Source organism: Bifidobacterium sp. POST2/T3 (B1) (genome assembly GCF_058197115.1).
The window spans coordinates 18,413-35,401 of sequence record NZ_JBVPQK010000001.1; the positions used below are offsets into that span (position 1 = coordinate 18,413).

Annotated in this window: 12 protein-coding genes; all 12 read right to left on the bottom strand. The window is 55.5% G+C overall.

Annotated features, from left to right (window positions below; genetic code table 11):
• Positions 1–4 precede the first annotated feature (4 nt).
• The 12 genes from AC0AP0_RS00065 to AC0AP0_RS00120 all read right to left on the bottom strand — a co-directional run bounded on the left by AC0AP0_RS00065 (position 5) and on the right by AC0AP0_RS00120 (position 16,859).
• A complete protein-coding gene (locus AC0AP0_RS00065) occupies positions 5–844 on the bottom strand; it encodes a carbohydrate ABC transporter permease (RefSeq protein WP_110412630.1) in 840 nt (279 codons plus the stop codon).
• Positions 841–1,812, bottom strand: a complete 972-nt coding sequence (locus tag AC0AP0_RS00070; RefSeq protein WP_110412629.1) for a carbohydrate ABC transporter permease — start codon at positions 1,810–1,812, stop codon at positions 841–843. Before AC0AP0_RS00070 ends, AC0AP0_RS00065 begins: the two co-directional genes overlap by 4 nt.
• A 2-nt stretch (positions 1,813–1,814) precedes the next feature.
• Positions 1,815–3,116 (bottom strand): ABC transporter substrate-binding protein, encoded by a 1,302-nt coding sequence (locus tag AC0AP0_RS00075; RefSeq protein WP_254477013.1) that lies wholly within the window; start codon positions 3,114–3,116, stop codon positions 1,815–1,817.
• 100 nt (positions 3,117–3,216) lie between these two features.
• Entirely contained in the window at positions 3,217–6,366 is a 3,150-nt protein-coding gene (locus AC0AP0_RS00080) for an alpha-mannosidase (protein WP_110412627.1), read from the bottom strand.
• Positions 6,367–6,860: 494 nt separating this feature from the next.
• The gene (locus AC0AP0_RS00085; RefSeq protein WP_490428764.1) at positions 6,861–7,838 is read right to left on the bottom strand and encodes an EndoS/ChiA family endoglycosidase; all 978 of its coding nucleotides are present in this window, start codon (positions 7,836–7,838) and stop codon (positions 6,861–6,863) included.
• An 88-nt stretch (positions 7,839–7,926) separates the two neighbouring features.
• Complete coding sequence (locus AC0AP0_RS00090) at positions 7,927–8,790, bottom strand: carbohydrate ABC transporter permease (protein ID WP_490428766.1); 864 nt, start codon at positions 8,788–8,790, stop codon at positions 7,927–7,929.
• A complete protein-coding gene (locus AC0AP0_RS00095; RefSeq protein WP_490428767.1) occupies positions 8,777–9,598 on the bottom strand; it encodes a carbohydrate ABC transporter permease in 822 nt (273 codons plus the stop codon). Before AC0AP0_RS00095 ends, AC0AP0_RS00090 begins: the two co-directional genes overlap by 14 nt.
• 113 nt (positions 9,599–9,711) lie before the next feature.
• The gene (locus tag AC0AP0_RS00100; protein WP_254477008.1) at positions 9,712–10,920 is read right to left on the bottom strand and encodes an extracellular solute-binding protein; all 1,209 of its coding nucleotides are present in this window, start codon (positions 10,918–10,920) and stop codon (positions 9,712–9,714) included.
• Positions 10,921–11,062: 142 nt separating this feature from the next.
• A complete protein-coding gene (locus AC0AP0_RS00105; protein ID WP_490428768.1) occupies positions 11,063–11,989 on the bottom strand; it encodes an EndoS/ChiA family endoglycosidase in 927 nt (308 codons plus the stop codon).
• 335 nt (positions 11,990–12,324) lie between these two features.
• The gene (gene xylA / locus AC0AP0_RS00110) at positions 12,325–13,668 is read right to left on the bottom strand and encodes a xylose isomerase (RefSeq protein ID WP_490428769.1); all 1,344 of its coding nucleotides are present in this window, start codon (positions 13,666–13,668) and stop codon (positions 12,325–12,327) included.
• Positions 13,669–13,795: 127 nt separating this feature from the next.
• Positions 13,796–14,383 (bottom strand): hypothetical protein, encoded by a 588-nt coding sequence (locus AC0AP0_RS00115; protein ID WP_490428770.1) that lies wholly within the window; start codon positions 14,381–14,383, stop codon positions 13,796–13,798.
• The gene (locus AC0AP0_RS00120; RefSeq protein ID WP_490428771.1) at positions 14,376–16,859 is read right to left on the bottom strand and encodes a glycoside hydrolase family 2 TIM barrel-domain containing protein; all 2,484 of its coding nucleotides are present in this window, start codon (positions 16,857–16,859) and stop codon (positions 14,376–14,378) included. Before AC0AP0_RS00120 ends, AC0AP0_RS00115 begins: the two co-directional genes overlap by 8 nt.
• Between the last annotated feature and the right edge of the window lie 130 nt (positions 16,860–16,989).

The window sequence follows — 16,989 nt, forward strand, 5'->3', positions numbered from 1 at the left end:
GATGCTATTCCTTGATGCCACCCTGTTCCAGACCACGGAAGAAGTAGCGTTGGAAACAGGCGAAGAAGACCAGGATCGGTATCAGGGAGACCAAGGCACCCGCTGCTATCAATCTGGGATCCGAAATGAACATGCCCTTGAGTCGATTCATGCCCAGTGTGAGCGTGTAGTTTGACTCGTCGGAGATGACGATCAGGGGCCAGAGGAAATCATTCCAGGCGCCCACGAAGGCGAATATGCCGACGACAGTCATGGTACCTTTGACCTGAGGCACGCAGATCCGGTAGAACCGCTGCCAAAGATTGGCGCCGTCCACTTCTGCCGCCTCCTCCAGCTCGTCCGGAATGCCTTTGAAAGCATTGGTCATGAGCAGAATGTTGACAGCGCCCACCATGCCCGGCAGGGCGACAGCCAAAAGGGTGTTCTGCAGTCCGACGCTTCTGACAATCAGGAACTGAGAGATGACCACGCCCTCGACGGGGATGACCATGGTGCCCATGAAAATCGTAAAGAGCAGATTGCGCCCGCGCCACTTAAGCCGGCCCAGCGCATAGCCGGCCATGGTCGAGAAGATGACGTTGCCGCCTATGGAAAGGATGGCGACAATTACTGTGTTCAGCATATACCGGAAGACCGGGACCTGCCTGAAGACGGATATGTAATTGTCCCAGGTGGGCGTCTTCGGGATGATATAAGGCGGAACCGCATAGACGTTGTCGCCCTTGCCCTTGAAGGAAAGCGACAGCTCCCAGACGAAGGGCCCCACCAGCAGGATAAAGACCAGTATGAGCACAAGGTACTGAATGACCTTGCCAACAGTGACTTTGGAGTGACTGCTTTTCATGAGTCCTCCCCCCGCTTCTGGATGATCTGCTGAAGAATCAGCATGGCTCCAACCACAACCAAGACAATCAGCGACAGAGCGCTGGCATAGCCCGTTCTGGCCTGGATGCCCGTGCCCTCCTTCTGGATGAGCATGGACATGGTGATGTCCTCGCCGCCGGGACCAGCCGTGCCGTTGGTGAGCACGTAGATTTCGTTGAACACGCGGAAGGCCGCGATGGTCGACAGCATCATGATCAGCACGATGGTGGATCTCACTCCTGGGATGGTGACATACAGGAATTGTCTTACCGGTCCTGCCCCATCCAGCGAGGCGGCCTCGTAGAGTGAGGCGTCGATGTTGGCCAGGGCGGTCAGGTAGATGACCATGTAGTATCCCAGACCCAGCCATATGGTGACGAACATGGATGTGAACAGTATGAGCCAGCGATCACTGAGGAATGGGATAGGGCTGTGGATGATGTGCAAGGACTCTAGAACCGAGTTGACCAAGCCCTTGGGGTCGAGCAGGTTGGTCCAGATCATTCCCACCACTACGGCTGACATGACCACGGGAGTGTAGAAAGAGGTCCTGAAGAACCCCATGATCCTAGAGTTCCCCTTGACAAGGTTGGCCAAGATCAGTGGAAGAATGACCATAAAGGGGACCACGCAAACCACGTACAAGGTGGAGTTGAGCAGCGCGGTCCAAAAATAGTCGTCATGCACGATCTTTACGAAGTTCTCGATGCCTACGAACTTGCCCGGTCGCAACAGCGTGGAATCGGTAAAGGCCAGCCGACAGGTATTCAGCGCAGCGACGATGACGAAGATGAAGACGATGGCAAAGGCCGGGAAGACAAACAGGTAGGGGGCCAGGGTCGTGGTCCAATGGGTCCCCTTGCCGCCTTGGACCCCGGCTTGGGGCCCGCCATGCCGGCCGAGGGCAGAAGCCTTCGGCCGGATGGCGGAAGAGTCAGCGCGGCTCATAGTTACTGCAGCTTCTCGTTGGCGTACTTGACGGCCTTGTCCAAAGACTCCTTAGCGGTCTGCTTGCCCTGCAGGGCCAGAGCGGCCTGCTGTTGCAGATAGTCCTTGCCATTGGCATCGGTGAACTCGGCAGGACGGCTTGAGTACCCGTTCTTTACGGAGTTCAGAGTAATTTTCAGGGCCTTGCCCTGAACATCGCTGGTGTCGATGTTGGCGTAGTAGGGATCATCAAGACCGCCCTTGCTGGAGGGGAAGGTGTTGGACTTCTTGGCGAATGCTAGCTGGTTCTTGGCATTGGTTACATACTGGACGAAGTCCAGGGCGAGCGTCTTGTTCTTGGTCTGGGCGTTGACGGCCAGCATCTCATAGGCCAGGCTGGCAGACTTGCCCTGATCGCTGATCTTGGTGCCCACAGCCAGATGCTTGTACAAGTCAGGAGAGTTCTGCTTGAAGTCAGCCGCCGAGTAAGCGCTGCCGCCCATGGCCACGATGGAGCCCTTCTGGAAGAACTCGCCCTGCTGAGACCATTGTGCGCTCAGAGCCTCCGGCGGGATTCCCTTCTTGTTGTAGAGGTCGACGAAGCGCTGCAGATGCTTGACAGCCTCGGGGGAATTGAAGATGTACTTGGTGTGGTCCTTGTTCATGATGGGGATCCCGGCCGATGCATAGTCATCGACGGCGCCACCCAGCATGGTGGACATATAGGCCCCGCAACCGCTATTGACCATGGTGTCTGCCTGAGAGAAGTAGTCGTCCCAGGTCACAGGCAGCTTGTTGGGGTCCAGTCCGCACTTCTGCATGAGCTCGGTGTTGTAATAGGTCGGTCCATCGTTGACGTACCAGGGGAAGCCATAGGCTCCCTCCTCGATGTCCTTGCCCTTGAAGGTGACTGCATTCCAGGCATTCTTGTAATAGTTGTTTTGGGCCTTGGGAGCTTCTTTACTGATGTTCATCAGGGCCCCGGCCTTGGCCAGGCCGTACATCAGTGAGGGGCCGGCATCGATGATGTCGGGCAGGGAGTTGGCTGCTGCGTCGGCGGACAGCTTCTGCTCATAGTTGTCCGAGGGCTGATCGATCCACTTGATAGTGGTGCCGGGATGCGACTTCTCATAGGCCGCAATCAGGTTTTTGAAGTACGGAGTGTACTTGTCGTTCTTCAGGTTCCAGGTCTGGAAGGAGATCTCGCCTGACGGCTTGCCATCTTTCGACCCGCCTGAACTGCTGCTGCTTCCTCCGCACGCCGCCAACGAACCCGCCATGGCAGTCGCGCAGATCAATACTGCTACCTTCTTCAGTGCTCTCATCGGAGCTTCCTTTCTTTTTACTACTCACTTCTTTGTGGAGGCTTCCGACCGGTCCAAATCGACGAACGAACCGGCCGGACAGACACCCCCGGTCAGGCGATCAGCGCCTGGAGAGTCTCAAGGTGGTGAACTGGAAGGGAACGAGATCCAGCAGGGCCCCGTCAGCTTGCCCACCCTGTTCGGAGCACAGGCCAGGCCGCACGCCTTCGGGCACAAGTCCGTCCTCCAAGGAGTTGGTCTCTTTCACAGTCGCGCCCTGCAGGACGGACCCAGTGTGCAGCCTGGCCTTGGAGGGCGACGAATCCGGGTTGTAGACCCTGACAATCACATCGCCGCTGTCGTCATCAGCCGTCTTGATCCAGTCGATGACGGTAGTACCCTGGATATCCTCGACGCCAGCCAGGGGCTCAACGGCAGGCAGTCCATGATGGAAGACCGGAGTGTTGAGGGCATAGGCTGCTTGCAGGATGTCGGCCTGGGTGTCCCCAGGGACGATGGACCAGGCAAAGCTGTGCTTGCCCCTGTCGGTATGCGGATCGGGAAAGACTGGAGCGGACAGGAGGGTCAGTCTGACTAGGGTACCCGCCTCTTTGCCGACCTTCTCGTCATAGTGGATCGGCGTGGTATCGCCGCCGTATGTCGAGGCGTTGACCACGCCGACGGCAAGGTCGTCGTCGCTGATCCTGACGAATCGGTGCGTGCAGCTCTCGAACTGGGCCTCTTCAGCAGCGTTGTTCTTCTGAATGGGCCTGTCGATAAAGCCGTACTGGCACTCGAATTGCGCATATCTGGCCTGAACGGCGACGGGAATATCCACCTTGAGCAGCTGCTCATCCTGGTGCCAATCCACATCAGCCGTAAAGTCCAACTGCCTGCCGCCCGGGGTCAGCCCGATCGTGGTGACGATTGTGGTCTCGCCATGCCGGCGTGATACCTGAACACCTGAATCCAAAGCCTCCATGGTGACTGGATCATCGACCGGAGAAGCAGTTAGCAGAGCATCGCGCTCCAGATCCCAGGCATCCCACATGTAGGGCTCATCCTTGAAGAGCTCGTATCCACCCACCGAGGAGCCCTGCGGGACCAAGTCCCTGCCGGAGGTCCTGTCAAGAATGGAATGGACTTCGCCATCCGAAGCGACGACGGCACGAATAAGACCATTATCCATAACGAATCCGTCGCCCTCTTGGCTGACTTGGACAGGCCTGATGTCCTCAGACCCCTCCTGGGCCTGGACTGGCCCGACGGCCTCCCAAGCCGTCTGGCCCTTGCCGTCCATAGGTACCAGCTTGGCATCAGACACCATGGAAGCCTGCGGCTGGGCGGAAGCTATAGCGCGGGCAGCCTCATCGCCAATCTGCTCCAGGCGAGCGATGTCCCTGCGGTAGTCTTCCCTGGCCAGCCTGTGCACCCAGGAGATGGCGGAACCTGGAAGAATGTCATGGAACTGGTTGAGCAGAAGCGTGCGCCAGATTTTGTCCAGCTCCTGACGCGGGTAGGTGTACGAGTCATCGACCAAGCCGGCGTAGGTGCACAGGTATTCGACCGTGCGCAGCATGGCCTCCTCCTGCCGGCAGCCCCGCTTCATATCCTGCTGAGAAGTCAGGGTCTTGCGGTGCAGCTCCAGGTAGAGCTCGCCCTTCCAGACGGGCATCTCGGAACCGGCCTCCGCGCGGATCTCTTCCTCGGACTGGCGGAAGAAATCTGCTGGAGCCTGATATCGCACCTTGGCCGACCCCTCTACATCATGCAGGCGCTCATAGCGTCCAAGCATCTCCCTGGTGGTGCCGCCGCCGCCATCGCCATAGCCGAACAGAACCAGGGCCTTGGTTGAGATGTCCTTGTCCTGGTAGTTTTCCTGAGAATGGTTGAGTTCACGGGCCGTCATGCTGGAGGCATAGGTATCCATAGGAGGGAAATGCGTGAAGATGGCCGTGCCGTCGATACCCTGCCAATCAAAAGTATGATGCGGGAATTTGGTTGTATCATTCCAGGAGATCTTCTGCGAGAGGAAGGAAGTCATTCCCGCACGGCGGGCAATCTGTGGGAACTGGCCCGTATAACCGAAGCTGTCCGGCTCCCAGACCACGGTCGTGTCTACCCCCAGATGCTCCCGGTAGTACCGCTTGCCATAGGTGAACTGGCGGGTCAACGACTCCCCTGATGGCAGCATGCCGTCGGACTCCACCCACATCCCTCCGACGGGGATGAACCTGCCTTCTTGGATGCGTTGCTTGACACGAGCGAAGAGATCAGGATGATCCTCCTCCAGCCATGCATACTGCTGGGGCGAGCTCATGGCATAGATGAATTGAGGATCGCGCTCCATCAGCGCAAGCATGTTCGAAACAGTCCGCGCAACCTTGCGTCTGGTCTCTCTCTTGGGCCAGAGCCAGGCGGAGTCAATATGGGAATGGCCCACTGCCGCATGGTCCAGGGCACTGGGGGTCGCCGGCACTGCCAGTACACCAGCCAGGGCTTGCCGAGCCGGTGCGAGTGTGGCCAGGTCACGCTCATCATAGATATTCAGCGAGCGCTGCAGGGCCTTGCCCAGACGCCAATACCGAGGTTGGCTCTCGTTGCATTCGCGGATCAGCTGGGCCGTGACCTCGAGATCCATGTAGTAGTTCCATGCCTCATGGTCAAAATGGCAGACATCCATCTGCTTGAGGACATTGGGCTCATCGGCACGACCTGTGGTTCCCTCGCCCAGCTGAGTCTCCACGAATGCGGGGGTGCCAAGCAGGAGCGGATTGCAGGCCGCTTCCAGATAGATGGTAAAGGTTCCATCAGGGTTAATAACCGAAGCCTCGTCACGGGTCGGATTCCCGTCCAGGTCGGTCCCGTCGAGCGGAATCCAGCGGTTGCGAGGATTAACGGCCTTGATAATCGATCCATCGCTCCTATAGGCCTGGGCTTCAAAATGGCCGCCGGGCGCATCAGGATGCCAACCCAGGTCGACCACCAGCTCGATCGGGGCCCTTGTCGCCCAGTCGGCATCGACGCGGCCGGTCACCTCCATCCAGGTGGTCCCCCAGGTCGTGCCCCAGGTATCCCCCAGGGAGAGAGGCCGAAAGTCCACGCTCTTGCTCTGTACTTTCTCGAAGAACTCCGATGACGGTATCGGTTCCCCGGAAATGACGAAAGAGCGGACTTGGACCTTGCCCATGGGCCGCTCAATCTTCGGTAGCACGCGTTGACGCATGACACGGTCGCACTTGTCAAGCACGCGTTCTATCTTCAGCTGCATCCTCACAACCTCCTCGTAGGTCCGCTTCGCATCTCTACTAAAGCGGTTTAGTTTAATTGTACCTTATCAAGTCTCTAAACGATACCGTCTCGGAGAAAATGGCGTGTTAGCTGTTCACAAGTTCGAAATGTGACACAAGCCTGCCTTTCACAAGGATGCATTACTGGCAAAAGCGATATAAGAACATTTTCGAAACCTGCTCACGCTTCATGAAAACCCCAAACTTATGACAGTTTGCATTCTTCGACCACACTTTCAGCATTATGCTGCAGCTTCTCAAAATGGACTCTTGTTCACCGTTCGCGAATTGGCAACTTCCAGCGGTCAATGTCCGAGATTGTATCTTTACCGCCTATATGTTGAAGCGGCATTTTGCAATCAACGGTCCCCCTTAAAATCCGAAATGCAGCCTAAACAATCGGGACAGACTATCAACAATAAAAGAGGGTCCAGGTGCCGGAACGCAGAAGGACCCTCAATCTTTCAAATGGCCGTCACTCCTTGTTCATGGCAGCCGAGAGGGCCTTGGTCCATTCGAAGGTTGTAGGTTGAAGCTTGTCGTCGCCACGGCGCACTCCATCCCTATCGACGGCATACTCAAAAATGCCGCCTTTTTGTGCGCCATCAGCCCCGTTATCAGGCTCCCAAAGAGCGTACTGCATGGCCCTGCTGGTCGACATCGGCTCTTCGGTGTCATACCACCATCCGCCACGCTCCTCATAGAACGAGAAACCCGGAATGTACTGTCTGCTCTTAATCGTGCCCTTGTAGGTCTCCCAGTCCCGCTGGAGGGCCCCGACCGAACGCCCATAAGCGTCGGCGAATACGTAAGAGACCACGTCGGACACTCCTCTATAGAGGCTGTTGGTCCCAGGTTTGTTGGTGTTATAAGCAAAGATGGAACTCGGCTCAGGTGACTTGGGCCCGTAGTAGCTCGACATGGCCCTGAGAACCCCCGTGGCTCGTTGAACATCAGTGGAAGTCATGCTCGCCTCGGCATTGACGACAAAGCCGTCAAGTCCAGGGAAATAAAGATAGGACTTCTTGAGCTCGCTGGCGCGTTTGGCGTATCCCTCTGCATTGCTCTCCATGGGCGAGAGAGACTGATGGTCATGAGGATCGTTGAAATCATCCTTATAGAAAAGGCTGATATCCAGACTCCTGATCACTTTTGTACCCTGCTTGTGCAGGGACTCAATTTGCCCAGGAAAAGTGTCCCAGAAGGCCTGAGTGGTCTCCGGGTTGGGAAAGGCGATAGCTATGTCCACCTGCTTGGGCAGATCTGACATCGAGTTGAAATTGACAGTTGTATCCGAATGCGTATCCCTCCAGGCTCTAAAATAGGCAACCGTCATCTCGTGGGCCTTCCCCTGAACAGCGGGCTCGGCCCAAGCAGTAGCCGCTCCTACCGCGGACGTTCCGGCTAAGGCCAGAATGGCTATTGATGCCGTTATCAATCTCCGAATTTTCATGGTTGATCTCTTTTCAAACTTGCCTTTGCTTTGACAGAAGCAGATAAAATGTCGATTCCCTCCTCTCCATAGCATCGACGCTTCGCTTCTACTCCTTGACTGCACCTGCAAGCAGGGTTTGATTGCCAATGTATCTATTCGTAACTTCGTAAATAATCAGAATAGGTATCGAATACAGCAGCGAGAAAGCTGCCAGCTGGCCATAGGCAACCGTGCCATGCTGCCCGAAGAAGGTGTATATGCTGACGGCTGCCGGTTCCTTATCCGGAGACATCAGAAGCATGAAGGGAACAAAGAAGTTCCCCCAGTTTCCAGCGAATTCCGAAATAAAAATAACCAGAAGCGATGGAACCATCAGAGGCACGACCACATGGAACAGGGCCTGCATTCTCGTGGCTCCATCCACCCAAGCAGCTTCCTCCAAGGTAACCGGGACAGAATCCATGAAATTCTTCATCATGAAGATGCCCTGCGGCAATCCGCAGGCAGTCATGAAAAGGATGGTCCCGGTCAGTGAATCAATCAGGTGAAGCTGAACGAATATCCCGTAAACAGGGACCATCATGGCTGTAATCGGCAAACAACTGGCGAAGAGGATGGCGTTAACGGTCCGGTTGGTGGTCTTGGAACGGAATCTGGAGAGAGGATAGGCTGCCAAGACCGAAAAAGTCACCACCAGGACCGATGTACCAATACTGATAATCAGCGAGTTGACAATAGGCAACCCGAAGGTCTGCATGTTGAATACCTTCACGAAGTTCTGGAAGGAAAAACCCAAGTTGAACGAAGACAGGGTTGCATGCGTATTGAAGGAGGCCACCAGCAGCCAGAGCATAGGCGCAGCGAATAGAAACCCTATTAGGGCTGTCAGTACCGCAGCGACCAGCTTCATCCAGTCATGCCTGTGTGGCGCGTTCATCCGTGGATCAAGAGTGGCTTCAGTCTTCATCATTCGTCCTTAGCAGCTTGATATAGAGCACCGAGAAGAGGGCACCCACGACGACCAATATCACCGAGATGGCGGTTCCATATCCCAACTTCGAGAAGTTGAAAGCCTCCAGGTAGGCAAGAACGGGAAGGGTGCTCGAATTCGTGCCAGGTCCCCCGCCGGTCAGCACAATGATGATGCTGAAGACAGAGAGCGTCTGCAGGGTGATCAACATCAGATTGGTAAGAATCGAGTGCCGCATGATAGGCAGCTTGATTCTGAAGAAAGACTGCCAGGCGTTCGCGCCGTCTATCTCAGCGGCTTCGATAACATCCTTGGAGATGTCGTTCAGTGCAGCTTGATAGATGAGCATGGAAAAGGCAGTGCCGCGCCAGACGTTCACAATGATGACGATGGTCATTGGATGGTAGTAAAGAAGAGCCGACCAATCAGCTCCCACCACCTTGCCCAAAGCGTCAAGAGTGCCTCCGCCAGCAAAGAGCGCATAGGCGCAGTAGCACCCGACAATGTCCGGAATGACCCAAGCCAGAACCACTATTGAGTCCACGACCTTCGTCAGTCTTCTGGGCGCTTTTTGACTGAGCAGAGCCAATACCATGCCCAGAATGTTCTGCCCAATTAGTGCCGAGGCTAGGATCAGAAGAATGGTAAGCCAGAGGGACTTGGGAAAAACAGGATCCGTAAAGAGCGCTACATAGTTCTTCAGGCCGACAAAGTGTGGGTTGACAGCCGTTGAGCCAACCATTGAATAGTCGGTCAGCGACGCATATAAGGACCATATGATTGGGCCAAGCAGGAAAAACACCATCATCGCCGCTGCTGGCAGAATCGGGGTGTAGTGCTCAGCGTTTATCAATTTCTTTCTTGTGCTGCTATTCATTTTCTTCTCTCAGTCACGAAAGAAAACCAGCGAATGGAATTCGGTTACTTCGCGGCTTCTGTATGATCGGCACCTACAGTTTTGGTTATCGCAGAATCGTATTCGGCTGCTGCATCCTTGACTGACTTCTGGCCGGTCAATACGCTTTCCGTGGCTATAGCGACCTGGTCGGACACCTCTTTGTACTGGGAATTCGCCGGCCTGTACTGACTGTACTTGGCCAAATCCGTGAAGAACTTGATAGTGGGATTGGATCCCAGGTATTTCTTGTCTTGCTCTACATCCTTGCGTACTGCGATTGATCCGGAGATTGTGTCGTACGCTGCAGCGTGCTTCTCATTTTGGAAAACTTTAAGTGCTTTGAAAGCAAGATCAGGATTCTGCGTATGGCTGGACAGCGCCAGGCCCCAACCGCCAGACATGGAGATCAGACCAGGCTTCTGCCCGTTCTGAGTTGGGAATCCACACCAGCCAATATGCTTCTGCCAGTCAGCCCATTCGCTGTCGCCGCCAGGCATCCACGATGAAGCAAGCCAGTTGCCCTCGATCGACATCCCTAGTTTGGACTGAGGCATCCACTGTTGCCCGACCTTGTCACCAAGCTGAGGATCCAGAGCCTGCTGAGGCGTGGGTGCCAGACCCTTGCTGTAAATATCCTTGATGAACTGGAGGGAGTCTTTGAATTGCTTGGAACCAGTGACCCACTTCTGAGTCTTGGTGTTGTACAGTGTGCCGCCCTTGGTGCCATAAAGAAGCATATCGAAACCCTGCATGACGGAGACCTCACCCAAAGGACGGCCGGCATAGAGGTTCATCGGTATTACATCGGGCTGCGTTTTCTTGATCTTCGTCGCCGCATCGATTACCTCATCCCAGGATTTAGGCTGCCAGTTGTCACTCAGGCCGGCCTTCTTGAGAATGTCCTTGTTATACCAGATACCCCTGGTGTCAGTGCCCAGAGGGACTGCATAGATTTTTCCATCATCGGCTTTGCCGGCATTCTTCGAACTGTCAAAATACTGCGACCAGTCTTTCCACCCCTTCAGTTGATCATCAATGGGCTTCAGGTAACCAGCTGCGACATAGGGACGGATCATTTCCGTGTCAAGGATCATGAGGTCTGGAGCGGTTTTTTCGGATTTGCTCATCAAGGCCAGCTTGCTACCGTAGTCATCCCCGTTCGACTTGATAGGCTCCAGCTTCAGAGTAGCGCCTTTGTTCTCAGACTCAAACTGGGCTTTGACGTCTTTCATCCACTTGCTTATGGCACTGGTGTCTCCGGTGGCCTGGTAGGCAAACTTGACTGTTTTCTTATCAGATTCGGAAGAGCCGCACGACGATAAAATCCCGACGCTGGTAGCCGCAGCCAGCAACATGACTGATATTTTTCCTAGTTTATTCATGAGAGACTCCTTTGTTCTCCAATTGCTCTTTTACATAGTGCATAGTTTTAAAATCGGTTCGCCTCAACCGATCGTCACCTTGGGCAACCCCATCGCGATCTATTGCATAGGCGAACAGTCCTCCTGTGCGGTTCGAACCAGCCGGATGCCAGAATAGGAGGTCTTTGACCTTGCTTCCTTCGAACGGATATGTGACATCACCCCATCGAGGGCCTCCTTCTTCATAGAATGAAAAACCAGTGACGAATTTTGAAGCGGGGACAAAGTCACGAACCTGCTCGAAAAGTCCCTGAATACGGCGAACATCCATGCCATAGGTGTCAGCAAAGTAATAGGAGCAATCTTTATAGACCTGAGCAATCAGACTGGTCTGAGGCAGAAGAATATCCTGATCGAAAATCATGAGGCGCGAGGACGCTGAACCAGGTCCCCACTTTTTCGCCAAAGCATGAAACACCTCGGCTGTGGCAGCCATTTGCTCGGACTCAGGTTCATGATCGACATCGATCACCAGGCCGTCGTAGTCAAAGGGCTTCAGGTAATTGGCAATTATCTCGTCGGCACGGCGATCTGGTCCGCCGTTTTCTTCGCCAAGCCTGCTGAAAGTGTGGACTTTGCCGCAATCCTCGTAGGTATCCTGATAGAGGCAGTCCAAAAACAAGGTTCTGACTACCTTTGTGCCTTGCGAATGGAGTTTTTCGATGTAGGCCGGCAGAGCAACCCAAAAATCATCATCGACTTCTCCATTGGTGATGATTGACACAAGATCCAGATCTGCGGGCACATCGCCAAGCGAAATCGAATCCACTCTCGGCTTTCCGCAGTTATCGTGCCAGGCGCGGTAATAACCGGCCAAAATAGGTCCTGGTTCATCACTTTCGCGATTACTGTCTGGCCTGCCCTCAGCCTCATTCGACATCGACAACCTCCATGTTGTTCGCAGTAGTTCTTCAATGATTTACTAAAGCGATTTAGTTCCATTATAGCCCCCTACCACATAAGAACTACAACAATCCTCGGAAACACAGAAAAGTCGCTTAAAAGAACAGAAATGCGAATACTTCCGGAATGGCTATTCCTCAAGCCTTAGGCATTACTCAAATCAGAAAATCCCCGCTTTATTTTTCCGCAGACATATCCGAGTGTCTCCTCACCATGACACGCAGCAATCCCGGATAGTCCAAAGCGCATAAGAAACCCCTGCACGACGGGGCGAATTCCCTCGCACAGGGTTGAGCGATGCTTGGTTAGATCTCAGGCCTGAGCCAGAGCCTCGACGATATAGTTGTTGATGGTGGCCTTGACCACTTCAAGATGGTCGGATTTGTCGGCGGCGATCAGTTCAGCCTGCGGCTTATCAAGGCTGTACTCCTCCAAGGAGGCCAGTGTGGCTGTGCCATCCTTGACCGTCGAGCCGATACCGGACTCGAAGGAGGAATAGCGATCCTTCTGCAGCTTCTCTATATAGCCATCCTCATGCATCTTGGCCGCGACCAGAAGACCGGCGGCATACGTGTCCATACCCACGATGTGGGTCCTGAAGAGGTCCTCAGGCAGGAAGGAGGAACGGCGCGGCTTGGCGTCGAAGTTCAGGCCTCCGCGGGGCCCGATGCTGCCATTGGCCAGCACCTCCCACATGACGGCGGTGGCATCGTAGAGGTCCGAGGGGAACTCGTCCATGTCCCAGCCGATCAGCTTGTCGCCCTGGTTGGCATCCAGGGATCCCAGGAATCCGGCCTCGCGGGCCACGCGGACCTCATGCTGATAGGTATGCATGGCCAGGTTGGCGTGGTTGCCCTCGATGTTGAGCTTGAAGCTATCCTGCAGGTCGTAGGTGCGCAGAAAGTTGATGGTGGTGGCCGCGTCGTAATCGTACTGGTGGAGAGTGGGCTCCTTTGGCTTGGGCTCGATCAGGAACTGTGCGTCGAAGCCGATCTCCTTGGCGTAGTCCACGCACATGTGGAAGAGGGCAGCCATATGGTCCTGCTCCTCCTTCATGCGGGTGTTCCAAAGGGATTCGTAGCCCTCACGGCCGCCCCAGAAGACGTAGTTCTCAGCGCCAAGCCGCTTGCCGATCTCCAAGCTGTGCTTGAGCTGGCCTGCCGAGTATGCATAGATGTCAGCAAAGGGCGAGGTACCGGCGCCGGCCTCGAAGCGGGGGTTGGTGAAGAGCGACGAGGTGTTCCAGAGCAACTTGACGCCAGTGTCCTTCATGGCAGCTTCGATGCGGTCGATCACCTTGTCAAGATTGGCATCGGTCTCGCGCAGGGTGTCGCCCTCGGGAGCCAGATCGCGGTCGTGGAAGCAGAAGAACTCGACCCCAAGCTTGGTAAAGAGCTCGAAGGCGTAGTCCACCTTGGCCAGCGCCTGATCCATGGGATCGGTGTAGCGGTAGTAGGGCCTCTGCGCGGTGGGATCGCCAAAGGGATCCACCAGACCCTGGTTGAAGGTGTGCCACCAGGCTACGGCGAAGCGCAGCCAGTCCTTCATGGGCTTGCCGGCCACCACCTTATTCTTGTCGTAGTAACGAAAGCCCAGGCCCTCCTTCACGCCCTGGCGACCCACGTATTCGATCTTGTCGACGTCCCACAGACCCATACGAAATGCTCCTTTGCCTATTGCATTTGCTTTTACAGCGTTCACAGGGGAGGAAACCGGTTCCTTCCTCCTGATCAACAAGATTAGAAGGCTGGATCGATTTTGTCAATTCGTTGAATTATATCCTTCACTGGCCTTTCCCCGAGACTGTCTGCGGCTTGCCCTCAGGGAAGATGATGGCGTACACGGGAAAGTAAATGACCATTTGCACGCCACCATTGATCACGGTGATCAGCACGTTATAAACCGACGGCGGAAAGAAACGTTTGCAGACGGGCACGTATAGCCCCATCAGCACAGAGCAGACGACGGTGATGGCGACAAAGGCGATGATATACCAGAAAATCTGATACCAGACATTGCCGTGCGACTTGAAAGTGACATTGCGCTGCATAGGAAAATTGACGCATTGGGCAACAAAAAGGGTTAACGCAAAGGCAGCGAAATATCCCATGCCGCCAGTGGCATCGCCGGTCACCGGGTAATCGAACACATAGGTATTCACAACGCCAATATGAATATGCCCAAGCTGAGCAGGTATCGAACACCAATCCGTAAACCGATAGACGACCTCCGGCAAAAAAGTCAGCATCAAATATTGCAAAAGCGTCACCAACAGGGAGAAGGCATAAAAGGTGAGAAACTGCGCGATCCGCCGATGACGGGATGCAAATCGTCTCCAGCGCAGGACCACAACCGAACGGATGTCACGCATGGCTCTCCTCCGCTGTCAACTCCTCATCACGTATCGGAATGCAGATGGCGCTTTGATGACGGCCGTCGGAAATCTCAAAGTCAAGCTTTGACGGACTCTGAAGGCTAACTGACCGATCGGCCTGCACCACTGCCAATGCCTGGCCGTAATAGCTGCGCGTATGCCCCTTGAGAAATCCCTCAGGATTATATGGTGCCGCACATCCAAGGGCCAGCAGCCGGCCGCCCTGCACATGGCAGGCCAGCTCCCCATGGACCATCGGCTTATCGATTCCTTGATCATCCGTGTATCTCACCCGCAGGAAACACAGCCCGCCTGGACGTACATACTCTCGATCGGCATCCAAGGTAATTATCGTTTCTGTACCGGCAGAGCGTAGCTCCTGTCGGCCAATCAACTGACCGGACCGGTCGTATGCCAAAGCCTCCAGCATCCCGTGCTCATAAGGGCAGGAAAAGCGGAACCTAGTGCTTCCATGCGAACGCGAGCGCCCTACGCAACGTCCATTGAGCCTCAAGACAACCTCATATGCTCGGGCATATACCTCTACTTGTGCAGTCCGGCCCTCGCATCCATCCCAGCTCCACGAATCCAGGGCATCGGTCATCTTCCAAGCGCTGGGGGAATGCCGCTCCCCCGCATGGTTGACGGGTCGAACCGCAAGATAGGGACCAGTTTCAGCCCCTAATGCCACACGGGTATACAGGGCCTCGCCCAGGGGCCTGCCGGTCAGGTCCAGACGTCCGGAACCTGCAGTAAGCCAACCGAAGCCGCTGAACCGCGGCGCCTCCTGCCGATACTCCCAGGCTCCTACGCCGACTTCGCCCAGATAGTCCATTCCCGCCCAGACGAAGTCGCCGATCAGACGCGGATTCCGGTGGGCCAGACGCATGAATTCGTCAGCATCACTGCAGAAGGTCTCGGTGCCCAAAATAAGCCTATGAGGGTACCGGCGCAGATCATTTGCGTATCGTTTGATGCCATAGTTATATCCAGCAACGTCCATGCAGGCGAAGGCTCCGCGCGTCCGACGGTCGCAGGCTGGCAGGGTGGCCCCGGTCTTCATGAAATTAGCCCCCATGATTCCCGCCATGTCGTTGAAGAACTGGCTGCCTACCGCACCACGGTGCCGGCTCTGTGCGGAACCTGTATTTCGTTTAGCGCCTTGTGCAGCCTCCTTTTCGGCTTTTTTATCCGAATACACCCCTAGTCCGATGGAGCTCAGAAAGTTGAAAAAGATATTAACGCCGCATGTCACGGGGCGACCGGCATCCAGCCCGTGCAGAACCTCAACCATGCGTTTGGTCAGTTCAATCCCCTTCGGCTGTGCGGTTTCGCTGACCTCGTTGCCGATAGAGTACATGATGACCGATGGATGGTTGAAGTCCTTTGCCACCATGTCGGCCAGATCCCGACGCCACCATCGCGGAAAGTACTGCACATAGTCATGCACCGTCTTGTGTATGTACCAGTGGTCTATGTACTCGTCCAGGACCAGCATACCTAGACGGTCGCAGGCCTCCAGAAAGCTCTTGGAACAGGGGTTGTGGGCACTGCGGATGGCATTGTAGCCGTTGCGCTTGAGCAGCCTGACCTTCCGCTCCTCGGCCTCAGGCCAAGCACAGGCGCCAAGAATCCCGTTGTCATGGTGGACGCAGGCCCCTTTGAGGATTCTGCGGACACCATTGATGAGCAGGCCCTGATCTCCCCAGGCGACAGTCCGTATGCCGAACCTAGCCCGCGCGAGGTCCTGGCAGCCCGAGGAGGAGACGAAGAGGACCTGGCATTCATACAACGTCGGGCTCTCAGGACTCCACGGGCTCGCATCAGGAAGATCGATATCCGCCTGGGCCTTTCCTTCCGCATCCACAGGAACCTCGACATCAGCCAAGAATTCTCCCTGTTGCGCATCGGTGGGCAGAATGCGAATCTGCGCATTCCCTGCGGACGAGGTCTGCAAAGACACGTGAATAGCGCAGGGGTCGGTGCCCAGCGTGGAGACTTTGATGCCGCCGGGGCGGATGCATTGCGCCTCAGCGGTCCACAGCGTGACGGGGCGGTAGATGCCCGCCCCTGAGTACCAGCGGGAATTCGGCTGTTCAGCATTGCGCGCGACAACACGAATCGTCCCCTTGCCGCCTGGCTGCATTTTCCCGCTCAGATCGACGAAAAACCCCGTGTACCCATAAGGATGGAAGCTCAGTTTGCGATCGTCCAGCCAAACTTCGCTGTGTTGATATACCCCCTCGAACTCAAGAATCATCGTCTCATGCGGACCCAGTCCGTCCGTGCGGATTTCCTTGACGTATTCATAGTCACGCCCCACAAACCATCCGCTGTTGGCACCACTCGGGGCATCGGGTCTCCTGGGTTCCCCCAGCATGGCATCGTGGGGAAGCTCCACAGACGTCCAAGGCTCATCCCTCTCCTGCAAATGGCGGTATCGCCACCCCTGGTTCCACTCAGTTGCTTTCATGAAGTTCCTTCACTGTGTCGTAAGGTCTTGCCAACCGCCATCCTTTGAAGCCGGAGTGGCAGCCGACAAGACCAGTTCGAGAAAAGGCCGGCCGATGCCTAAAACTGGTGCCGACCCTTACTGCGTCCTT